The sequence below is a fragment of the Aquipseudomonas guryensis genome (assembly GCF_014164785.1).
Taxonomy (GTDB): domain Bacteria; phylum Pseudomonadota; class Gammaproteobacteria; order Pseudomonadales; family Pseudomonadaceae; genus Aquipseudomonas; species Aquipseudomonas guryensis.
Genome location: NZ_JACJFN010000002.1, coordinates 174,470 through 194,541, shown reverse-complemented (window position 1 = coordinate 194,541; position 20,072 = coordinate 174,470). Strand labels below are relative to the sequence as shown.

The following is a 20,072-nucleotide window of genomic DNA, read 5'->3' as shown; positions in this document are numbered from 1 at the left end:
CGATAGGGTTAGCCACTCTATTTAGCACCAAGTGCGCTGCAGAAAAATCGCAACGGCGACAATCTGCCCCCGCGCCGGCGACCTGCACGCGAAGTTGCCCTCGCGATTGTCAGCCACCCAGACCCGAATCCCGCCATCAGGAGTCCCCCATGCAGTCCCACCTCACCGCTGTCGACCTGGCCAAAGCCTACCGCCTGCTCAACCACGGCCCCACGGTACTGGTCTCGGCCCGCCACGCTGGCGTGGATAACGTGATGGCGGCGGCCTGGGCCTGCGTGCTGGATTTCGCGCCGCCCAAGCTGACCGTGGTGCTGGACAAGGCCACCCGCACCCGCGAGCTGATCGAGCACAGTGGCCGTTTCGTGATCCAGGTGCCGACGGCGGCGCAGCTGCAACTGACCGAGCAGGTCGGCAACCACAGCCTCAAGGATGAGCCGGACAAGCTGGCCAAGGCCGGCGTGCAGCTGTTCGAGCAGGACGGCCACGACCTGCCCTTCGTCGCCGGTTGCTCGGCCTGGCTGGCTTGCGAGTTGATCCCTGAGCCGCACAACCAGAGCACCTACGACCTGTTCATCGGCGAAGTGATCGGCGCCTGGGCGGACGCGCGGGTGTTCCAGCACGGCCGCTGGCACTTCGAGGACGCCGACCCGGCCTGGCGCAGCCTGCACCATGTGGCCGGCGGGCACTTCTATGCCATCGGCGAGGCGCTCAAGGCCGAGTAGCCCTGCCGGCGCCGCCTGCTAGTCCTGCGGATACCACCTCGGCGTATACACCCACTCCCCGCCACCCGCGCGCGGGAAGCGGCGGGTCTGGCTGGAGCCGATGATCACCAAGGTGCGCATGTCCACCAGCTCCGGCGTCAGTTCACCAAGGGTGAGCACGCGCAGCGCCTCGGCCGGGCGGCCGATGTCGCGGCCGAGCACCACCAGGGTTTCCGGCATGCGGTGCTGGCGGACGATGTCCAGGGCCCGGCTGAGCTGCCAGGGGCGCGCGCGGGAGATCGGGTTGTAGAAAGCCATGGCCAGGTCGGCGGCGGCGGCGTGATCCAGACGCTTCTCGATCATGGCCCAGGGCTTGAGGTTGTCCGACAGCGACAGCATGCAGAAGTCGTGGCCCAGCGGCGCGCCAGCCTTGGCCGCGGTGGCCAGGGCGGCGGAAATACCCGGCAGCACTTCCAGTTCCACCGCCTGCCAGGCCGCCTCGCTGGAGGCCTCCAGCGCTTCCAGCACGGCGGCGGCCATGGCGAACACGCCGGGGTCGCCGGACGACACCATCACCACCCGCCGGCCCTGGGCGGCCAACTCGAAGGCATGGGCGGCGCGCTGCAATTCCTCGCGGTTGTCGCTGGCGTGCAGCACCTGTTCCGCGCGGAATGGCCCGGCCATGGTCACGTAGGTCTCGTAGCCGAGCACGTCCTCAGCCTGATCCAGCGCCTGGCGCACAGCCGGAGCCATCAGATCGGCGCAACCGGGGCCGAGGCCGATCACGCTGAGGCGACCGCGCGGCCGACCGGTGTGCGCCGCGGCTTCCGGGCTGGCGGCCAAGTGCAGGCTGACGCCCGCTTGAGCATGCACAGCAGCGGGCAAGGTGGTTGCCGTATCGATAAAGCGCAGCGGCACGCCTAGCTCGGCGGCTGCGGCGGTCAGCTGCGGTTGGGCCATCGCAGCGGCATCGACCAGCAGCGCGGCCAGCGCCGCCTCGGCCAGGCCGGCCTGCTGCAGGGCTGCGCGCACGGTGCCGGGCAGATCGCCGTCCAGCGCAATGCAGCGGGCCAGCACCAGGCGCGGATGAATCAGCAGCGCGCCACCCTGCTCCGCTCGCTGCGGGCTGATGCGGATGCAGCGACTGGCCTGCGCATCCAGCGGCAGGTTCGCCGCCTCCAGCCAGGGCGCGGCGCCGTCGATATGCAACGACTCGCCGCCGAGCAGGTCGCTGACCAGGCGCTTGCCCTGCTCCAGGTCGGCCAGCACGTAGCCTGGCGGCGGGTTGAGCACGCAGGTGCCGAAGCGCAGTTCACCGCTGGTGGTGATGGCCGGCGCCACGGCCAGCCGCGCGGCGATCTCGCGGGCCAGAACATTCACTCCACTGAGCCCGCCGAGCAGCGGCACCACGGCGCTGCCATCCTCGGCCACGGCCAGCACCGCCGGCTCGGCCCCCTTCTCAGCCAAGAGCGGCGCCAGGCTGCGAATGACGATGCCGGCGGCGCACAGGGCGATGATCGGCGTGCCGGCACGGTACAGCCCGCGCAGGGTGGCGCCGAAGTCGTCGTAGGGCTGCTCGACGCCGGCCACCCGTTCGCGCAGGCCGTGGATCGCGGCCTGCGGGTAGAGGCCTTGCAGGCGGCGGGCGGTGGCCAGGGCAGAGGCGCCGAGAATGACGATGGCCGGGGATGGGGGCATGGTGTGTTCCATTTTGCTGGCATTGCGTGGTGGGTAGCCGGATGCAATCCGGGAGCGCGGTTGTCCCCGGATTGCATCCGGGCTACGGCAAGAAGTTCAGCCGCGCCATTTCTCGCCCGGCACCAGGATCATCGAGAAATATGGCGAGGACATCGGCTCCACTTCGTCCAGCGGCACGATGCGCTGGCTGCCCATGGTCGCCCGCTCGACGTAGTGCGCGCGCTGATCCAGGCCCAGCTCGCGCAGCACCCGGCGGACCTTGTCGAAGTTGCGCCCGAGCTTCATCACCACGGCGGCTTCGGCGTCCTGCAGGCGGCGCTTGAGTTCGTCCTCGGGCAGCACGCCTGAGAGCACGCTCAAGGACTGGTTGCGGTACACCAGCGGGGTGCCTAGCACCGAGGCGCAGCCGAGCATGGAGCACACGCCGGGCACCACCTCGACCTGGTAGTGCGCAGCCAGGCGGTCGTGCAGGTACATGTAGGAACCGTAGAAGAACGGGTCACCCTCGCAGATCACCGCCACGTCGCGGCCGGCGTCCAGGTGCTGGGCGATCTGCACCGCGCAGGTGTCGTAGAAATCGCTGATCACCGCCTCGTAACTCAGCGGCGGTTCGAGCTTCTCGGTGGTCACCGGGTAGACCAGCGGCAGGCGCTGCTGGGTTTCCGTGAGGTGCGCCTCGATGATGCCGAAGGCGTTGCCGCCCTGGCCTTTGTTCGCCTTGGCCTTGGCCACGAAGTAGCCGACCACCGGCGCCGACTGCAGCAGGCGCAGGGCCTTGAGGGTGATCAGCTCGGGGTCGCCGGGGCCGACGCCGAGGCCGAGCAGACGTCCTTTGCCAGTCATCATTCCGCCTCCGTGGCCAGGGCATTGACCGCCGCGGCGGCCATGGCGCTGCCGCCGCGCCGGCCGCGCACGATCACATAGGGCACGCCGCGGCTGTCGGCGGCGAGCATGTCCTTGGATTCGGCGGCGCCGATGAAACCCACCGGCATGCCGAGGATCAGCGCCGGTTTGGGCGCGCCGGCGTCGAGCATTTCCAGCAGGTAGAACAGCGCGGTCGGCGCGTTGCCGATCACCACCACGCTGCCGGCGAGCTGTTCGCGCCAGCCTTCCAGGGCCGCCGCCGAGCGGGTGTTGCCCAGTTCGCGGGCCAGCTCGGGCACGCCGGCATCGTGCAGGGTGCAGATCACCGGGTTATGGGCCGGCAGGCGCGCGCGGGTGATGCCTTCGGCAACCATGCGCGCATCGCAGAGAATCGGCGCGCCGGCGGCCAGGGCGGCACGCCCGGCGGCGCCGGCACCCGGGGAGAAGCGCAGGTCCTGCACCACGTCGACCATGCCGCAGGCGTGGATCAGGCGCACGGCGAGCTTTTCCAGATCGGCCGGGATGACCGACAGGTCGGCCTCGGCGCGAATGGTGGCGAAGGACTGGCGGTAGATTTCCTGGCCGTCGCGGATGTAATCGATCATGCGGAAGTTCCTGATGCGGGCAGCGCGGCGAACCAGGCGCCGGCCTCTTCGATGCTGAGGGAAGGCGCCAGCAGACGGCCGAAACCGGCCACGCCCGCGGCGCGCTGATAGAGCTGATAACGCCCGCCGGGCTGGGCCAGCAGGGTGAAGGGAGCGGTATGCGCGGCAGCGCAGGAGCGCGGGCAGCCGCTGAGGTGCACCTGCGGCTGGACGTGGCCGGCGCGCAGCCGCTCGGCCAAGTGCCGGGCGTCGGCCTTGGTGTCGGCCAGGCCCTTGGCGCAGGCGGCCGAGCCGCTGCAGGCGAGCAGCTGGCTCAGCGGCTCGCGGGCATCCAGCAGCAGGCCGATCTCGCCCAGGGCGGCCGCCACGGCCTCTTGCCGGGCGACGGGGATATCCGGCAGCAGCACGCTCTGCCAGGGCGTCAGGCGCAGCTCGCCGCTGCCCTCGGCCTCGGCCAGATCGGCCAGGGCCCACAGCTGCACGGCCTCCAGCCGGCCCAGCGGCGCACCGGCCAGCAGCATGACCAAGCTGGCCTGGGCCTGGGGGTGCATGCCGAGCGGTACGACAGCGGTTTCGGGACGCGCTGGCAGCGGCACGTCGCGATCCAGGCTGAACGGCAAGCGGGCAATGAAGTCCGCCACTGGCAGTTCGGCGAGCAGCTGACGCATGCGGCTGTGTTCGCCGGCCAGCTCGAGGAACAGCCGCAGAATCGCCGCCACGACTAGAGGCGCCTGCTCCACCTCGACCACGCCCAGGGCCGGATCACGCGGGCAGCCGGCCAGGCCGACGGCCAGCTGGGTGCCGCCAGGCAAAGCGCTGAGCCAGAGGTCGTGGGGATGGTCGAGCATGGCCAACGTCTCGCCGCCGTCCAGCTGCAGGGCGAACTTGGCGGAGAGGCCGTGGAATTGCGGGGTGTCCTGCAGCAACGCCAGCAGCTGCTCGGCTAGCGGGCGGGTATCGAGCAAGGCCGCCGGGTCGCGGCCGGCGGCGGGGCTGAGCAGCAGGTTGCGCACATCGTCGGCGGCGGCATGGCGCGGGCCGAGGCCGGCGGCCAGTAGGTGCTGCACCAGCGCGGCATGCGCCTCCTCGCGTACGCCGCGAACCTGCAGGTTGCTGCGGTTGGTCAGCTCCAGCACGCCGCTGGCGCACAGCCGCGCGGCCCCGGCCACTGCGCGGGCCTGGGCACTGGAGAGGCGGCCGCCGGGCAGCTTGACCCGGCAGATGCCACCGTCCAACGCCGACACGATGCGCCACAACCCCGGACAGGCAGAGGGCCTGGGCAGGGAGGCGGTAGAAACGCAGGGATCAGGCTTCAAGCGGTCACCGACAAGCAACGACGCGGCGACCGAACCAGCGGAATCCGCCTACAGGGATTCCTTGGCATCGGTACACCCCGCCCGATGTTGGCACTCGCGACTAGCGTCGTCGGCAGGTCTCCTGGCTGGCAGGTCGGCATCGGTCGCGGCCTTCCCGGTTTCCCAGTGGCATTCAGGCGACAGACTCGCTGCTTACAGTTGCGGGGGCAGCCACGGTTGAATCGCTTCTCCGTGTTCCCTCTTAGGCCCTTGGTGACGTCCGTGAGAACGCCGGGCACCGACGAAGGCGCTATTATGCCCGCTTTTTCCGGCGCCAGGCCAAGCCCGCGCGTCGCCCGCAACACATCGAGGGAACACGCATGACAGCCTGGCTGACGGTGGTGGGAATCGGCGAAGACGGCTACGCCGGCCTGGGCAAGGCCGCGCGCCGGGCGCTGCTGGCGGCCGAGCGCATCGTCGGCGCGCCGCGTCAGCTGGAGCTGCTGCCGCCGTGCATCCGCGCGCCGCGGCAGAGCTGGCCGAGCCCGTTCAGCCTGGCGCCGGTGCTGGAACGGCGCGGCACGCCGGTGTGCGTGCTGGCCAGCGGCGACCCCATGCTGTTCGGCGTCGGCGCCAGCCTGGCGCGGCAAGTGGCCGAGGGCGAAATGCAGGTGCTGCCGGCGCCCTCCTCCTACTCCCTGGCGGCCGCGCGCCTGGGCTGGCCGCTGCAGGAGGTGACCCTGCTGTCGGTGGTGGCGCGCCCGCTGGCGGCGCTGAACGCGCAGATCCATGCCGGCCAGCGTCTGCTGATCCTCTGCAACGACGGCACTAGCCCGGCCGCCATCGCCGCCCTGCTGCGCGAACGCGGCTTCGGCTCCAGCCGACTGACGGTGCTGGAACACCTCGGCGGCGGCCTGGAACGGCGTATCGACGGTATTGCAGACAGTTGGAGCATCGACGAAGTCGCCGCCCTCAACCTGCTGGCGGTGGAATGCCTGGCCGACGCAAACGCCGTGCGCCTGCCGCTGACCTGCGGCCTGCCGGACGAGGCCTACCGCCACGACGGCCAGCTGACCAAGCGTGACGTGCGCGCCATCACCCTGGCCCGCCTGGCACCGACGCCCGGCGAGCTGCTGTGGGACGTCGGCGCCGGCTGCGGCTCGATCGGCATCGAGTGGATGCGCGCCCACCCCAGCTGCCGGGCCATCGCCATCGAGGCCGACGGCGGCCGCCAGCAGCTGATCCAGCACAACCGCGACACCCTCGGCGTGCCGGCCCTGCATCTGGTGGCCGGCCATGCACCGCAAGCACTGGCGGGCCTGGAGCCACCCGAGGCGATCTTTATCGGCGGTGGCATCACCGTACCCGGCGTGCTGGAGCAATGTTGGCAGGCGCTCAAGCCCGGCGGCCGACTGATCGCCAACGCAGTGACCCTGCAGAGCGAGGCCATGCTGGTCGCCTTCCGCGAGCAGCACGGCGGCGAGCTGACCCGCATCGCCGTGGCCCAGGCCCAGCCGCTGGGCGACTTCGACACCTGGCGCAGCGCCCTGCCAATCACAATGCTGCAGGTGCGCAAGCCGTGAGCAAACGCATCCTCCTGCTCGGCGGGGTCGGCGACGCCCTGGCCATCGCCCGTCGTCTAGGCCCGGCGCATATCTACAGCCTGGCCGGGCTGGGCAAGTTGCCAAGCGATCTGGCCTGCCAGGTGCGGGTCGGCGGTTTCGGCGGTGCGGACGGGTTGGCGCGCTTTATCGCCAGCGAAAGCATCGATCTGCTACTGGACGTCACCCACCCCTATGCCGCGCAGATCAGCGCTAACGCCGCCCGCGCCGCGCAACGTGCCGGCATTCCCTGCTGGGCCCTGCGTCGCCCAGGCTGGCAGGCCGGGGAACAAGACGACTGGCGCGAAGTGGCCGACTGGAGCGAGCTGTATGCCGCCCTGGCGCCCTTTCGCCGGCCCTTCTTTACCCTCGGCCGCGAGCCGCTGGAACACCTCGAGGCAATCCCCGCCGAACAGTTCTGGACCCTGCGCCTGCTCGACGCCCATCCGGGCAATCAGCGCGCGCGGATCATCGCCAACCGTGGCCCGTTCTATCTGCAGAGCGAGCGCGAGCTGTTCGCCGCCGCGAACTTCGACGTGCTGATCAGCAAGAACAGTGGCGGCGCGGCCACCGAGGCCAAGCTGCAGGTGGCCCGCGAACGGGGCTTGCCGGTGTTGCTGCTGGCACGCCCCGAACTGCCCGAGGTGGAGCGCGCCTTCGCCGATCCCGAATCCCTATGGCAAGCCCTGCAGGAACTCCCTGGCGGCCTGGCCTGAGTAACTCGTCATGAAGACCGATACCTACGCCCGCGTGCTGTTCGCCGGGCCAGACCTGAACCAAGGCAGCTTTGCCGAGCTGCTGCGCCGCCAGTTGGTGGAGCACCTTGGCATCGCCGTGCTGGACGATCTGTGCGACACGAGCACCGGCCACGATGAGCTGTGGACGCGGCTGCGCAGCTGCCTGGAAGCCGGCGAACTGCCGCTGCTGCTGGTCGACCTCGACCCGCTGGGCGGCAGTCAGCAGCTGGACTGGTTGCGCGACCAGCTCAAGACCCTGGCTGGCGAGCGGGCCGCTCAGGTTTTTGTCTGCGCCGGCAATGCCGAAGATGCCGCGGCGCTGACCGAACTGATCCAGCGGCCTGAACGGCACCTGGGCTGCGTGGAAGTACCGCAACTGCCACAGAGCCACGCCTGGTCGTGCATTCCGCCACACCAGTATCGCGTGCTGCTGTGCAACGGCCCGCGCTGCACCCGCCGCGGCGCCCTGCCGCTGTGGAAAATGCTGCGCGAACAATTGAAGGCGGCCGGCAAGCTGGAGTGTGCGGGCGGCGTACATCTCACCCGCACCCAGTGCCAGTTCCCCTGCGACCAGGGGCCGACGCTCAGCGTCTACCCGCCCGGCGCCTGGTATCAGGTGCGCAGCGAGGCCGATGTGCAACGCCTGGTGCAGGAGCAGTTCGTCGAGGGCCGCGAAGTGGCCGAGCTGATCATGCGCGGCTAGAAAGGAAACCGGCCGCTCTAGGCGGCCGGTTGCTGATCACAGACTCATCACATCGAGAAAGCGCGGCGTGGCGCTGTCGTCGATCTTCAGGCTCTGGAAGTCGAACAGGTTGCGGTCGGCCAGTTGCGACGGCACCACGTTCTGCAGGGCGCGGAACATGATCTCGGTACGTCCAGGCGACTTGCGCTCCCACTCCAGCAGCATCTCCTTGACCACCTGGCGCTGCAGGTTTTCCTGCGAGCCGCAGAGGTTGCACGGGATGATCGGGAACTCCTTGAGCTCGGAATAAGCCTCGATGTCCTTCTCGCTGCAGTAGGCCAGCGGGCGGATCACCACGTTGCGGCCGTCGTCGGACAGCAGCTTGGGCGGCATGGCCTTGAGGGTGCCGCCGTAAAACATGTTGAGGAAGAAGGTCTCGAGGATGTCGTCACGGTGGTGACCGAGTGCCATCTTGGTCGCGCCAATCTCGTCGGCGTAGGTGTACAGGGTGCCGCGGCGCAGGCGCGAGCACAGCGAGCAGGTGGTCTTGCCTTCAGGGATCTTCTCCTTGACCACCGAGTAGGTGTCCTTCTCGATGATGTGATACGGCACACCGATGGACTCCAGGTAGGCCGGCAGCACGTGCTCGGGGAAGCCGGGCTGCTTCTGGTCCATGTTCACCGCAACGATCTCGAACTGGATCGGCGCCACCTTCTGCAGGTACAGCAGGATGTCGAGCATGGTGTAGCTGTCCTTGCCGCCGGACAGGCAGACCATCACCTTGTCGCCATCCTCGATCATGTTGAAGTCGGTGACGGCTTCGCCGGCCAGGCGGCGCAGGCGTTTCTGCAGTTTGTTCTGGTTGACCGAAAGGCTGGTGGACATGGCGCTGAGGAATCCGGGGGGAGGCGAAAAGCTGGCTATTTTACGCACAAAGGCCAGCTGCGGCAGCCCATGTTAGGCTCAGAACCTGTTGGCGATCTGCTGCGCGTCGGCAATACGGCGTTAAAAACAGCCTCGGAATGCTCATTTACAACTCGTAAACTGCGCTTCCTCGGCGCTTTGAACAGCCAGAGGCTGTTACTACGTAGCGCCTTGTCTCGCCTTAGCTCGCGAGATCGTCAACAAGGTTCAATACGATGAATAGCGAACTCAACCCCGCCCTCGACCTGGCCGAACAAGTGCACGAACTGCTGCGCGCCGCACCGAGTGGAATCAGCGAATACCAGCTGATCCAGCAGCTGAAGCAGCAGCATTCCACGCATATCCCCCACCTCGAGCTGACTGACAAGCTGGTGCTGTTCCGCACCCACTTTCTGCTGTTCAACGCCCTCTATCGGCTGCGCGATCGCCTGTGGCAAAGCCAGGCCGCACATCTGCAAATCAGCCCGCTGTGCGTGCAACTGCTGCCCTGGCAACCCGGCAGTGCCGAACTGGCCGAGCATGATCCGTTGCGTGACTACTATCTCAATCTGCAGCATTTACGTGACACCGACGAAGCCGATGTGGAAAAGCTGCTGGCCAGCTTCTGGACGCGCATGCAGGGCGGCGACGAGAAGCGCGCGGCCCTCGAACTGTTCGAGCTGAGCAGCGAGCAAGCGCTCAATCTCGCCACTATCAAGCTGCGCTACCGGCAATTGGTGAGCCTGCACCATCCGGATCGTGGCGGCAGCACCAGCCGCCTGCAGTCGATCAACCTGGCCATGGAAATACTGCAGCGCTATTACGACTGACCTGTAGAGAGCAATTCGCTCTAAAGCCACGACTCACGCGGCCTCTGGCCTTTGCCTATACTGCGTCATACGGTCGCAGTGATTCGGCCTGCACCCGCTGGCGCTGCATACGCGCAACGGGCGTTGTGTTGGGGGCGATCGACAATAACAAGAGGAGGTGTCTGCATGATCCACCATGTTTGGGGGCTCTTCACCCATCCCGACCAAGAGTGGCAGGAAATCCGTGGCGAGGAAGAATCCATCAGCCACATGTACCTGACTCACGTCCTGATTCTCGCGGCCATTCCGGCTCTCTGCGCCTATTTCGGCACCACCCAGGTGGGCTGGACAGTAGGCGATGGGGCGCCGGTGAAACTGACGGAAGCCAGTGCACTGCAAATGATCATCATGTCCTATCTGGCGATGCTCGCCGGGATCGCCGTGATGGGTGCCTTTATCCACTGGATGGCACGTACCTATGACTCCAACCCCAGCCTGACCCAATGCGTGGTGTTCGCCGCCTACACGGCAACTCCTCTGTTCATTGGCGGCCTTGCGGCGCTCTATCCGAGCCTGTGGCTGGCGATGTTCATCGGCACCGCAGCCATCTGCTACACGGTCTACCTGCTGTATGCGGGGCTGCCGACCTTCATGAATATCCCTGAGGACGAAGGCTTCATGTTCTCCAGCTCGATCCTGGCCGTCGGCCTGGTGGTGCTGGTGGCGATGATCGCCTGCTCGGTGATTCTCTGGGGCTTCGGCGTGGGTCCGGTGTACACCAGCTAGAGTTGTTGCCTAGAAACCCCGGCCTGCCGCCGACAAAGCCGCCTTCTGGCGGCTTTGTGTTTTCTGGGACATCTGAAAGAACCAGATCGGGATCTCGCGAGCTAGAGCGAGACAAGGCAAAAATGGCCGAGGGCGCGGAGTTTACGAGTTGTAAATGAGCAGCCCGAGGCCATTTTTAACGCGGTATCGCCGACGCGCAGCAGATCACCGGCGGGTTCTTCGGCATAATCCGCATATGCCCGAACTTATCCACGCCCGCGTCGAAGCCTGCTACCTGCTGGCCGAAGACTTCTTCAAGCGCCGCTTCCCCCGTCCCGAGGTCAGCTTCAAGCTGCGTGGGCAGAAGGCTGGCGTTGCGCATCTGACAGAAAACCTGCTGCGCTTCAATCCCAAGCTGTATGCGGAAAACCGCGAGCACTTCCTCAAGCAGACGGTGGCCCATGAAGTGGCACACCTGATCGCCCATGAAATGTTCGGTGGGCGCATCCAGCCCCATGGTGAGGAATGGCAACTGATCATGCGCGGGGTCTACGAACTGCCGCCGGATCGCTGCCACACCTACGACGTGGGCCGGCGCAAGAGCATGCGCTACCTCTACCTGTGCCAGTGCCCGAACGGCGAATTCCCCTTTTCCGGGCAGCGCCACAGTCTGGTGCGCCAGGGTCGGCGCTACTTCTGCCGACGCTGCCGGGCAACCCTGGTATTTAGCGGTGAGCAGCGGTTTGAGTGACAGGTTGGCGGCGTCAGAGGTTTTGAGTGCGCTAACGGCTGGTGCTCAGGGTAACTCGACGCAGAGCTCTGCATCGGCGACCCGAGCCGTGCTCTGGCAACCGAGCAAGGCATCCAGCCGTTCACAGTCGGTCTCGCGGCGCATGGCAGTGAAGAGTGTCAGCGCTTCCGGATAACTGCGGGTCAGCATGGCCAGCCATTGTTTGAGCCGGCCCGGCGCATAACGCGGCGCGATCTTGCGCCGCGCCTGCAGCCAGAAATCCTGCAGCAGCGGTTGCAGGTCGATCCAGCTCAGCGGCGCCAGCTCCTGACCGGCGCGGGCCGCGGCAATCTGCCGGGCCAGGTCGGGTCGTGACACCAGGCCGCGACCGAGCATGATGTCCTCGACACCACTGACTTCGCGGCAGCGTCGCCAGTCGTCGAGGCTCCAGATCTCGCCATTGGCGTATACCGACACGGCCACCGCATCCTGCACCCGCGCCACCCATTCCCAGTGCGCGGGCGGCTTGTAGCCATCGGTCTTGGTCCGCGCGTGCACCACGATCTGCCCGGCACCGCCATCGGCCAGCGCCCGTGCACAATCAAGGGCGCCGTCGGGGCTGTCGAAGCCCAGGCGCATCTTCGCCGTTACCGGGATATCGCGCGGCACGGCACGCCGCACTTCACTGAGGATCGCGTGCAGCAGTTCCGGCTCCTTGAGCAGCACGGCGCCACCGCGCGACTTGTTCACCGTCTTGGCCGGGCAACCGAAGTTCAGGTCGATAACCGGCGCGCCCAGTTCGCAGGCATAAGCGGCGTTCTCCGCCAGGCAGACGGGGTCTGAGCCCAGCAGCTGTACGCGTACCGGTGTGCCACTGCGCGTCTGCGCGCCCGTGCCCAGCTCCGGAGCCAACTTGCGAAAATGCGAGGCCGGCAGCAGGCGGTCGCTGACCCGGATGAACTCGGTCACGCACCAGTCGATGCCGCCGACACGAGTCAGCACATCGCGGAGGATTTCATCGACCAGGCCTTCCATGGGTGCCAGGGCTATTTGCACAGCGGGAGTCTCGCGAAACGGGGCGGCGATTGTAACGGCCGCCGTCCCGGCTTGACAGGCTGGCCGGGCTTTTACGCCGAGCGGTGGTCGTGCCTGCCTGATAAGCGCCTTCACCGGGCACAGGCCCGGGTAACGGGCAATCAGCCACAACCATAAATAATCTAATTAATAGATAATTAAACTGGATATTTTGCGCTTTTTATCCATACCAAACAGATAGATCATGCATGCCATCCCCACTGCACGGCACTTGCGCCGCGCACCAGCAGGAGTATGAACATGATCGAACTGCGCCCCTTCAACTCCCTCGGCCATGCCCAGCACGGCTGGCTGAACGCTCGCCACCACTTTTCCTTCGCCGAGTACCACGATCCGCAGCGGGTCAACTGGGGCACGTTGCGGGTCTGGAACGACGACGAGATCGCTGCCCACAGCGGCTTCCCGCCGCACCCGCACCACGACATGGAAATCATCACCTACGTCCGCGAGGGTGCCATCACCCACCGCGACAACCTGGGTAACCAGGGCCGTACCGAAGCCGGTGATGTACAGGTGATGAGCGCCGGCACCGGTATCGCCCACTCCGAGTACAACCTGGAGGATGTCACCACCAAGATCTTCCAGATCTGGATCATCCCCAACCAGGTCGGCACTGCGCCGTCCTGGGGCGCCAAGCCTTTCCCCAAGGGGGAGCGCGCCGGCCAGTTCGTGGTGTTGGCCAGTGGTCATGATACTGACGCCGAGGCCCTGCCGATTCGCGCCGACGCCCGCCTGGTCGCCGCCACCCTGGCCGCCGGGCAGAGCGCCGAATACCCGCTGGGCCGCCTGCGCAAAGGTTACCTGGTGGCAGCCAAGGGCCTGATCGAGGTCAACGGCATCAGCGCTGGCGAACGCGATGGCGTCGCCATCTCGGGCGAGGAAGTGGTGCGGGTTACAGCGCTGGAAGACAGCGAAGTAATTCTGGTCGACGTCGCTTGATCTCGGACAAGTGTGAGAGTGCCTAGCGCAACTAGACTGCGGGGAATCACCCTGCTCAAGGATGCGCCATGCCGACCACCGCCGAACTCGCGCTGAGCCTCGCCACCGCTCTGGCCGTGGGCCTGCTGATTGGCACCGAACGCGGCTGGCAGGCTCGCGAGAGCGACGACACACACCTGGTCGCCGGTATTCGTACCTTCGGCCTGGTGGGCTTGCTCGGCGGCCTGGCGGCCTTGCTCGGTGAACATTTTGGGGTCGGCGCCTGGATAGTCGTGGCCGTACTGGTCGGCCTGCACGCCCTGGCCGGTTATCTGGGCGAGGTGAAACGCAGTGGCGACCTCGGCCTGACCAGCCAGATCGCCCTGCTGCTGACCTTTATCCTCGGCAGCCTGGCGCTCAGCCACGGCAGCGCACTGGCGGCCGGCGGCGCGGTGGTGGTGGCTCTTTTGCTGAGCCTCAAGGAGCCGCTGCACAGCGGTTTGCGCCGCTTGTCGGCGACGGAATTGTCGGGCGCACTGAAGCTGCTGTTCATTTCCCTGGTGCTGCTGCCGGTCCTGCCCAACCAGGGCTATGGCCCCTGGCAGGCATTCAACCCCTACGTCACCTGGTGGATGGTGGTGCTGATCGCAGCCATCGGCTTCGCCGCCTATGTCGCCATCCGCCTGATCGGCACCCGGCACGGCATGCTGGTCACAGCCCTGCTCGGCGGCATCGTTTCCTCGACCGCGATGACCCTGACGCTGTCGCGCCTGCATGACGGCAGGCAGATGCGCGCCCTGCTGGCCTGCGCCCTGCTGGCTACCTCGGCACTGATGTTTCCGCGCGTGCTGCTGGAAGTCGGCCTGGTCAATGCCAGCCTGCTCCCTCATCTATTAGTGCCGCTGGCGCTGGCAGCCCTGGTGTATGCCGGCGGCGCGCTGGCTTACTACCGGATTGCCGGGCAAGAGTTGCAGAACCTGGTCGAGCCCCCGCTGAAGAACCCCTTCGAATTGGCGCCAGCCCTGCGCTTCGCCGCCCTGCTGGTGCTTATTCTGTTTCTTATCGAAGCGGCGCGGGCCTGGTTCGGCGATGCAGGGGTCTACGGGGTGGCCATTCTCTCGGGGCTGAGCGATGTCGATGCGATCACCCTGTCCCTGGCCCGCAGCGCCCACAGTGATCTGGCGCCCGAGCTGGCGGTACAGGGCATCTACCTGGCCGCCTTCAGCAACAGCCTGGTCAAGGCCGGGCTGATTGCCCTGATCGGCGGCCGCGAACTGGCCCTGCGCACCGTGCCGGTGATGCTGTTGGGCCTGCTGGTGGGGCTACTGGCCCTGCTGATGCTCTAAGTACAGCGAAGGAACAGGCTGCAGCCGCGAATGCCGGCAGCGCCGAGTCGCTTGTAGAGGAAGAAGCGCTAGCCTCTACTCCCCCGCTTCATCCAGCTGCGGTACGCCAGCGGCGCGCTCCAGCAGCTCGGCCGGCAGGCTCTTGCTGGCGCGAGCACCGAGCAGCTTGAGGTTCTCGACGCGGTTGATCAGGTTGCCACGGCCTTCGCAGAGCTTGTTGCGCGCAGCCGCGTAGGCCTTGTCCAGCTGCTGCAGACGGCTGCCGACTTCGTCCAGATCGCCGATGAAGGCGACGAACTTGTCATACAGGTCGCCGGCTCGCTTGGCGATCTCGATGGCGTTCTGGCTCTGCCGCTCCTGGCGCCAGAGGCTGTCGATCACCCGCAGGGTGGCCAGCAGCGTAGTCGGGCTGACGATCACGATGTGCTGCTCGTAGGCCTCCTGGAACAGACCGGGATCGGCCTGCAGGGCGGCGGCAAAGGCTGCCTCGATCGGTACGAAGAGCAGGACGAAGTCCAGGCTGTGCAGGCCTTCCAGACGCTGGTAGTCCTTCACCGAGAGACCCTTGAGGTGGCTGCGCAGCGATAGCACATGCTGCTTCAGCGCCGTGGCGCGACTGTCCTCGTCCTCGGCGGCGACCAGCGCCTGGTAGGCGGTCAGGCTGACCTTGGCATCCACCACCACCTGCTTGTCGCCCGGCAGCTGGATCAGCACGTCCGGCTGGAAGCGCTCGCCATCGGCACCCTTGAGACTGACCTGGGTCTGGTACTCGCGACCCTTCTCCAGACCGGCATGCTCCAGCACCCGCTCCAGCACCAGTTCGCCCCAGTTGCCCTGGGTCTTCTGGCCTTTGAGGGCGCGGGTCAGGTTGGTGGCTTCGTCACTCAGGCGCTGGTTGAGCAGCTGCAGGCGCTCCAGCTCCTTGCCCAGGGAGAAGCGCTCGCGGGCTTCCTGCTGGTAACTCTCCTCGACGCGTTTCTCGAAGGACTGGATGCGCTCCTTGAGCGGGTCGAGCAACTGGCCCAGGCGCTGCTGGCTGGTTTCGGCAAAGCGCTGCTCGCGCTCGTCGAAGATTTTCCCGGCCAACTCCGCGAACTGCGCGCGCAGCTCGTCGCGGGCGGCCTGCAGATCGCTCAGGCGTTGCTGATGGTGTTCCTGCTGTTCGCGCAGTTCGGCAGCCAGGCCGGCACGCTGGCTCTCCAGCTGACGCAGCTCGGCTTCCTTCTGTTCGCGTTCGCGACCCCAGCCCTGTGCCGCCTCGCGCGCCGTTTCACGCTCGATACCGAGCAGCTCGGCCTCGCGGCGCAAGGCTGCCAGATCAGCTTGCTGGCGCGCGCCCTCCTGCTGCAGATGGCGCAGTTCGTCGAGACTGCTGTCGAGCTGGGCGGACAGCCCGTCCTGGGCCAGGCGCGCGGTATTCAGGCGCTCTTCCAGCAACTGCCGCTCGGCACTGCCCTGCGCCTGCTGGCGTTGCAGGCGCCAGGCCAGCAGGGCCAGCGGTGCGGCGCCGAGCAGAAAGCCGAGCAACAGATTGGAAAGGTCGAGGGTAAAGGGCAAAGGCACGGGCGGGCTCGCTGTCTGGTTCGCGGTGCCCGGCAGTATACCTAGCGAAGAGAGGGTGATCAGGCGCTTTTCGGCAAGCGTCCGAGCAGGCGGGCGGCTTCATGGGAGCCCTGCGCGGCCGCCATTTCCAGCCAGTGGCGGGCCTGCTGCGGCTCGCGCTGGCGCGGCTGGCTATACAGGCGACCAAGTTCCAGTTGCGCACGCGCATCGCCCGAACGTGCGGCCTGACGCAGCAGTTCCAGACCGATGCGGCGGTCGCGGGCATTGCCACAATCGCGGCAGAGCAACTGGCCCAGGCGGCTTTGTGCCACTACCACGCCCTGGCGCGCCGGCTGCTTGAGCAGACGCCCGGCCAGACGCTTGATGCTGGCACTGTGCCCGAGGCGCGGGCTCTCCAGCAGCCAGAGAGCCAGGCGCATCGACAGACGCGGATGTTCAGTGGGTAGATTGTGGGCAGTAACGGGCAGGACGCGGGATTTCATGGAAACACGAGCTGGCTGCGGGGCGCGCCACTCTACTCTCTTTTTTCCAGCGGTAAAGACTTGCAAAAAGCGCAAAAAGCCGTCCTAGAGCAAGCGCTCGGGACAATCCACAAAAGCTGTGGATAACTCCGTGGACAACTTGCTGAAAACTCCTCTCGACTCCGATGCCATGGGCCTTTCGCTCAAACTGGTGCTTTTTTCACCAACTAAAAAAGTCTTTATTTTTCATTGACTTAAAAAATCACTATGGATAATCAAGCGGTTACGCGGGTTTATGACAGAAGGTTGACAAGCTGCCTCGCAATTGTGCACAAGTGCGCCCAGCCTGGCTGCGGCGCGCCCCGTTTAAGGGCGATTTTCGGGCAGCGTAGAGCCCTCGGGGGCTGCAGGCCGGGGGCTGGCCAGAATGATGGTCAGCTCCTCACCTCGCGGCGATAAAAAAGCCCTTGGAACAAGCACAGTTCGCCCGACTTGTAGGCAGCCACGCATGGGCCTCTGGGTGCGCACGGCGCACCCTAGGCCTCTCAGGCCGGCAGCGGCAAACGCCCGTCAAGCAGAAACAGCTGCAGCGGGAAGATCCGCGGCGTATCCGGGGCTTGGGCATTTTTGAAGGCCACGTAGGCCGGCGTGGTTTCGCACAGCCAGGGCAACAGGTTGCGCGGGCGCCGCTCGCTGAAGGCCTGCGGCGCATAGAGGGCGACATTGTTGCCCTGCTGCGGGCAGCGAGCCGAAGGAAATTCGAACGCCTCTACCCCAGCCTCGCGCATGGCGCTGCCCAGGGCGTGGGTGGCGTGGTAGTCGCTGCGATGGGTGAGCAGCTCGCGGTACTGGTCGAACGGCGGCTGGTGCAGGCGGATGCCACGCTGCACCTGGTAGCGCGCCTCGAAGGAGGAATGTTCGGAAAGGATGCGCCCGCTCGGTGGCGGCTCGGCCATGCCGTGCCACAGCACGAAGCGGTAGAAGGCGGTTTCCGCCATCGCCGTTTCCAGCCGACAGGCGGCGTAGAACAGGCTCGGTTCGTGGCGCCGACCGAAGCGCGAACCCCAGCGCAGCGGTGGATAGCGAAACGGTGTGTGCAGCAGGTAGTGCAGCGGCTCATCGCTGCGCGGCAGCGGCGGCTTGCTGCTTTCCAGCAGTTGTTCGAGCAGGGCCTGCTCTTCCAAGGTATCGACCAGTTGCAGAGTGGCCACCTGCTCCTGGCTTTCCACCAAGCGCACCAGGCGCCCATGCAACGGGGTGATCTGCTCTGCACCGGCGCAGGCCTGCCAGATATCCATATCAATGCTCACTTGGACCGACCGCTGCGGTCATCAAAACGTAGCCCGGAGGCAATCCGGGGAAACCTGTGGCGCCGCTCCCGGATTGCATCCGGGCTACGTCAGCAGGAAATATCCCTCTCCCCAGCCCTCTCCCATAAATGGGAGAGGGGGCAAAGCGCACTGCCCCACCCGGCACGCCGTTATCGCACTACAAAAATCGGGATTCTCAGACCTTGCCGCGAATGGCGTCCAAATACTCCACCACCCGCACCAACCCCTGCACCTGATTCATCTGCTGCAGCGGCACGCCGGCAAGATGGCGATTGTCGGTGCGCAGAAAGTGGCGCATGTCTTCGAGGTTGCCGCCGAACAGGGCGAACAACGCGCGGTAGGCACGGATCAGCAGCAGCGCCAGCTCGCCGGTCTTGCTCTGCGGGCGCAGGCCACCGCTGTCGCCCCAGCGGCTGATGGCGGAACGGTTGACCCCGACAATGCCGGCCAGCTCGGCCTGGGTCAGGCCCAGTTGCTCACGGGTGTTGAGCAAGGCCTTGAGCAGAACCGTGTCGGCGTCGACGCCAGGCTTATTGAGCGCACTCATGATCGCCTCCTGATTCCTGTTTGAAACAAATCTAGCAAACAATGCAGCAAACAGACATCAGAATATGCAATCACCCGCCCAGCGGCCTGCCCTAACCGGCCATGCGCGCCAGCAAACGCGCCTGCAGCTGCTCCAGCTTGGCCGGGTCGGCCTTGACGCCGGCATGCACGCTGAGCTTCTCGCCCTCGAAGCGCGGCACGATGTGCATGTGGATATGGAATACCGTCTGCCCGGCCGGCGCGCCATTGAACTGCGCCACCTGCACCCCGGCCGGCTGTAATTCGTCCACCAGCACGCGGGTCAGGCGCTGCACCACAGCCATCACCTTGCTCAGACTATCGCCATCGATTTCCAGGATATTGCGGGCCGCCGCTTTTTTCGGGATCACCAGCGTATGGCCGTAGGACTGCGGAAATACGTCGAGGAAGGCCAGCACGTCGTCGTCTTCGTACAACTTGTAGCAAGGGGCCTCGCCGCGAATGATCAGGGCGAAAATATTCTGCGGATCGTAAGTACCGTGCAGGCTCATCGGGGATCTCCATGGAGCGTGGTTCGATGGCGCACCATACCGACTTCTGCGCGCCGGGAAAAACCCGAGAGCTGACCAACTGCCCATTCGCCGCTATCCTGACCGCTATGCCAACTTGACCGGAACGCCCATGCCAGAGCTCTCTGCCTTCCCCATCACGAACAAATGGCCCGCCACCCAACCCGAGCGTCTGCAGCTCTATTCGCTGCCCACGCCCAACGGGGTGAAGGTGTCGATCATGCTCGAAGAGATCGGCCTGCCCTACGAGCCGCACCTGGTCAGCTTCGACAGCAACGACCAGCTCAGCGCGGAATTCCTCTCGCTCAACCCGAACAACAAGATCCCCGCCATTCTCGATCCCAATGGTCCGGACGGTCAGCCATTGGCGCTGTTCGAGTCCGGCGCGATCCTGCTCTACCTCGCCGAGAAAACCGGCCAACTCATCCCCCGGGACGCCGCCGCGCGCTACCAGACCATCCAGTGGCTGATGTGGCAGATGGGCGGTGTCGGCCCGATGTTCGGCCAGGTCGGCTTCTTCCATAAATTCGCCGGCAAGGACTACGAGGACAAACGCCCGCGTGACCGCTATATCGAGGAAGCCAAGCGCCTGCTCAGCGTGCTCGACCAGCGCCTGCAAGGCCGCGAATGGATCATGGGCGACGCCTACAGCATTGCCGATATCGCCATCTTCCCCTGGGTACGCAACCTGATCGGCTTTTATGGCGCAGGAGTACTGGTCGAGTTCGAGCGCTTTGCCAATGTGCAGCGGGTTCTCGAACACTTCCTCTCGCGGCCGGCGGTGGTGCGGGGGCTGGCGATTCCGCAGCGGGATTGAACGGATGGCCGCCGTCGGCCAACGCCCTCGGCAGCCTCAGACCAACCCAGCCGATCA

Annotated in this window: 21 protein-coding genes and 1 riboswitch; of the genes, 10 read left to right on the top strand and 11 right to left on the bottom strand. The window is 66.2% G+C overall.

Going from position 1 to position 20,072, the window contains the following annotated elements; all coding sequences use genetic code 11:
* Positions 1 to 149: 149 nt before the first annotated feature.
* Positions 150 to 722, top strand: a complete 573-nt coding sequence (locus H3H45_RS08605) for a flavin reductase family protein (RefSeq protein ID WP_182833323.1) — start codon at positions 150 to 152, stop codon at positions 720 to 722.
* An 18-nt stretch (positions 723 to 740) separates the two neighbouring features.
* Here H3H45_RS08605 and cobJ read toward each other — a convergent pair whose 3' ends face one another.
* The 4 genes from cobJ to cobG form a co-directional block, all read right to left on the bottom strand.
* Complete coding sequence (cobJ, locus tag H3H45_RS08600) at positions 741 to 2,399, bottom strand: precorrin-3B C(17)-methyltransferase (RefSeq protein WP_182833322.1); 1,659 nt, start codon at positions 2,397 to 2,399, stop codon at positions 741 to 743.
* Between the two features lie 96 nt (positions 2,400 to 2,495).
* Entirely contained in the window at positions 2,496 to 3,245 is a 750-nt protein-coding gene (locus H3H45_RS08595) for a precorrin-2 C(20)-methyltransferase (RefSeq protein ID WP_182833321.1), read from the bottom strand.
* Positions 3,242 to 3,868, bottom strand: a complete 627-nt coding sequence (locus tag H3H45_RS08590) for a precorrin-8X methylmutase (protein ID WP_182833320.1) — start codon at positions 3,866 to 3,868, stop codon at positions 3,242 to 3,244. Before H3H45_RS08590 ends, H3H45_RS08595 begins: the two co-directional genes overlap by 4 nt.
* Entirely contained in the window at positions 3,865 to 5,184 is a 1,320-nt protein-coding gene (gene cobG, locus H3H45_RS08585) for a precorrin-3B synthase (RefSeq protein WP_182833319.1), read from the bottom strand. Before cobG ends, H3H45_RS08590 begins: the two co-directional genes overlap by 4 nt.
* 94 nt (positions 5,185 to 5,278) lie before the next feature.
* Positions 5,279 to 5,481: riboswitch (cobalamin riboswitch) on the bottom strand.
* A 62-nt stretch (positions 5,482 to 5,543) separates the two neighbouring features.
* Here cobG and cbiE point away from each other — a divergent pair.
* From cbiE to H3H45_RS08570, 3 genes are read left to right on the top strand one after another with little or no spacing between them, the layout of a single operon-like run.
* Entirely contained in the window at positions 5,544 to 6,746 is a 1,203-nt protein-coding gene (gene cbiE, locus H3H45_RS08580; protein ID WP_182833318.1) for a precorrin-6y C5,15-methyltransferase (decarboxylating) subunit CbiE, read from the top strand.
* Complete coding sequence (locus H3H45_RS08575; protein WP_182833317.1) at positions 6,743 to 7,480, top strand: cobalt-precorrin-6A reductase; 738 nt, start codon at positions 6,743 to 6,745, stop codon at positions 7,478 to 7,480. Before cbiE ends, H3H45_RS08575 begins: the two co-directional genes overlap by 4 nt.
* 10 nt (positions 7,481 to 7,490) lie before the next feature.
* Positions 7,491 to 8,204 carry a (2Fe-2S) ferredoxin domain-containing protein gene (locus H3H45_RS08570; protein ID WP_182833316.1) on the top strand — a complete coding sequence of 238 codons (714 nt, stop codon included), beginning with the start codon at positions 7,491 to 7,493 and terminating at the stop codon, positions 8,202 to 8,204.
* A gap of 36 nt (positions 8,205 to 8,240) precedes the next feature.
* On the opposite strand, the gene ttcA is transcribed toward H3H45_RS08570, so the two are convergent.
* Positions 8,241 to 9,068, bottom strand: coding sequence for a tRNA 2-thiocytidine(32) synthetase TtcA (gene ttcA / locus H3H45_RS08565; protein ID WP_182833315.1), 828 nt, complete (start codon positions 9,066 to 9,068; stop codon positions 8,241 to 8,243).
* A gap of 254 nt (positions 9,069 to 9,322) precedes the next feature.
* Between ttcA and H3H45_RS08560 the strand changes: the two genes are divergently transcribed.
* The 3 genes from H3H45_RS08560 (at position 9,323) to H3H45_RS08550 (ending at position 11,411) form a co-directional block, all read left to right on the top strand.
* Positions 9,323 to 9,916 carry a DNA-J related domain-containing protein gene (locus H3H45_RS08560; protein ID WP_182833314.1) on the top strand — a complete coding sequence of 198 codons (594 nt, stop codon included), beginning with the start codon at positions 9,323 to 9,325 and terminating at the stop codon, positions 9,914 to 9,916.
* 165 nt (positions 9,917 to 10,081) lie between these two features.
* A complete protein-coding gene (locus H3H45_RS08555) occupies positions 10,082 to 10,681 on the top strand; it encodes a Yip1 family protein (RefSeq protein WP_182833313.1) in 600 nt (199 codons plus the stop codon).
* A 235-nt stretch (positions 10,682 to 10,916) separates the two neighbouring features.
* Positions 10,917 to 11,411, top strand: coding sequence for a SprT family zinc-dependent metalloprotease (locus H3H45_RS08550; protein WP_182833312.1), 495 nt, complete (start codon positions 10,917 to 10,919; stop codon positions 11,409 to 11,411).
* A 45-nt stretch (positions 11,412 to 11,456) separates the two neighbouring features.
* Here H3H45_RS08550 and H3H45_RS08545 read toward each other — a convergent pair whose 3' ends face one another.
* Positions 11,457 to 12,446, bottom strand: a complete 990-nt coding sequence (locus H3H45_RS08545; RefSeq protein ID WP_182833311.1) for a tRNA dihydrouridine synthase — start codon at positions 12,444 to 12,446, stop codon at positions 11,457 to 11,459.
* Between the two features lie 279 nt (positions 12,447 to 12,725).
* Between H3H45_RS08545 and H3H45_RS08540 the strand changes: the two genes are divergently transcribed.
* Together H3H45_RS08540 and H3H45_RS08535 are read left to right on the top strand one after the other, a co-directional pair.
* The gene (locus H3H45_RS08540; RefSeq protein ID WP_182833310.1) at positions 12,726 to 13,424 is read left to right on the top strand and encodes a pirin family protein; all 699 of its coding nucleotides are present in this window, start codon (positions 12,726 to 12,728) and stop codon (positions 13,422 to 13,424) included.
* Positions 13,425 to 13,492: 68 nt separating this feature from the next.
* Complete coding sequence (locus H3H45_RS08535) at positions 13,493 to 14,749, top strand: MgtC/SapB family protein (RefSeq protein ID WP_182833309.1); 1,257 nt, start codon at positions 13,493 to 13,495, stop codon at positions 14,747 to 14,749.
* 75 nt (positions 14,750 to 14,824) lie between these two features.
* Here the strand turns inward: H3H45_RS08535 and rmuC are convergent, their stop codons facing one another.
* From rmuC to H3H45_RS08510, 5 genes are all read right to left on the bottom strand, one after another.
* Entirely contained in the window at positions 14,825 to 16,306 is a 1,482-nt protein-coding gene (gene rmuC, locus H3H45_RS08530) for a DNA recombination protein RmuC (RefSeq protein WP_407926692.1), read from the bottom strand.
* Positions 16,307 to 16,371: 65 nt separating this feature from the next.
* Positions 16,372 to 16,794: a tetratricopeptide repeat protein gene (locus H3H45_RS08525; RefSeq protein ID WP_182833308.1), complete on the bottom strand. Its 423-nt coding sequence runs from the start codon at positions 16,792 to 16,794 to the stop codon at positions 16,372 to 16,374.
* Positions 16,795 to 17,318: 524 nt separating this feature from the next.
* Positions 17,319 to 18,071, bottom strand: a complete 753-nt coding sequence (locus H3H45_RS08520; protein ID WP_182833307.1) for an RES family NAD+ phosphorylase — start codon at positions 18,069 to 18,071, stop codon at positions 17,319 to 17,321.
* Between the two features lie 208 nt (positions 18,072 to 18,279).
* Positions 18,280 to 18,651 carry an antitoxin Xre/MbcA/ParS toxin-binding domain-containing protein gene (locus H3H45_RS08515; protein WP_182833306.1) on the bottom strand — a complete coding sequence of 124 codons (372 nt, stop codon included), beginning with the start codon at positions 18,649 to 18,651 and terminating at the stop codon, positions 18,280 to 18,282.
* A gap of 91 nt (positions 18,652 to 18,742) precedes the next feature.
* Complete coding sequence (locus H3H45_RS08510) at positions 18,743 to 19,180, bottom strand: HIT family protein (RefSeq protein ID WP_182833305.1); 438 nt, start codon at positions 19,178 to 19,180, stop codon at positions 18,743 to 18,745.
* A gap of 130 nt (positions 19,181 to 19,310) precedes the next feature.
* On the opposite strand from H3H45_RS08510, the gene H3H45_RS08505 reads away from it, so the two are divergent.
* Positions 19,311 to 20,015 (top strand): glutathione S-transferase N-terminal domain-containing protein, encoded by a 705-nt coding sequence (locus H3H45_RS08505; protein WP_182833304.1) that lies wholly within the window; start codon positions 19,311 to 19,313, stop codon positions 20,013 to 20,015.
* The last annotated feature ends 57 nt before the right edge of the window (positions 20,016 to 20,072 follow it).

Coding starts and splice junctions, on each gene's coding strand:
- H3H45_RS08605 (WP_182833323.1), top strand. CDS start 150: ATGCAGTCCCACCTCACCGCTGTCGACCTGGCCAAAGCCTACCGCCTG.
- H3H45_RS08550 (WP_182833312.1), top strand. CDS start 10,917: ATGCCCGAACTTATCCACGCCCGCGTCGAAGCCTGCTACCTGCTGGCC.
- H3H45_RS08515 (WP_182833306.1), bottom strand. CDS start 18,651: ATGAGTGCGCTCAATAAGCCTGGCGTCGACGCCGACACGGTTCTGCTC.
- H3H45_RS08510 (WP_182833305.1), bottom strand. CDS start 19,180: ATGAGCCTGCACGGTACTTACGATCCGCAGAATATTTTCGCCCTGATC.
- cobJ (WP_182833322.1), bottom strand. CDS start 2,399: ATGCCCCCATCCCCGGCCATCGTCATTCTCGGCGCCTCTGCCCTGGCC.
- H3H45_RS08555 (WP_182833313.1), top strand. CDS start 10,082: ATGATCCACCATGTTTGGGGGCTCTTCACCCATCCCGACCAAGAGTGG.
- H3H45_RS08560 (WP_182833314.1), top strand. CDS start 9,323: ATGAATAGCGAACTCAACCCCGCCCTCGACCTGGCCGAACAAGTGCAC.
- H3H45_RS08525 (WP_182833308.1), bottom strand. CDS start 16,794: ATGAAATCCCGCGTCCTGCCCGTTACTGCCCACAATCTACCCACTGAA.
- ttcA (WP_182833315.1), bottom strand. CDS start 9,068: ATGTCCACCAGCCTTTCGGTCAACCAGAACAAACTGCAGAAACGCCTG.
- H3H45_RS08570 (WP_182833316.1), top strand. CDS start 7,491: ATGAAGACCGATACCTACGCCCGCGTGCTGTTCGCCGGGCCAGACCTG.
- cbiE (WP_182833318.1), top strand. CDS start 5,544: ATGACAGCCTGGCTGACGGTGGTGGGAATCGGCGAAGACGGCTACGCC.
- H3H45_RS08535 (WP_182833309.1), top strand. CDS start 13,493: ATGCCGACCACCGCCGAACTCGCGCTGAGCCTCGCCACCGCTCTGGCC.
- H3H45_RS08520 (WP_182833307.1), bottom strand. CDS start 18,071: ATGGATATCTGGCAGGCCTGCGCCGGTGCAGAGCAGATCACCCCGTTG.
- H3H45_RS08540 (WP_182833310.1), top strand. CDS start 12,726: ATGATCGAACTGCGCCCCTTCAACTCCCTCGGCCATGCCCAGCACGGC.
- H3H45_RS08595 (WP_182833321.1), bottom strand. CDS start 3,245: ATGATGACTGGCAAAGGACGTCTGCTCGGCCTCGGCGTCGGCCCCGGC.
- H3H45_RS08505 (WP_182833304.1), top strand. CDS start 19,311: ATGCCAGAGCTCTCTGCCTTCCCCATCACGAACAAATGGCCCGCCACC.
- H3H45_RS08590 (WP_182833320.1), bottom strand. CDS start 3,868: ATGATCGATTACATCCGCGACGGCCAGGAAATCTACCGCCAGTCCTTC.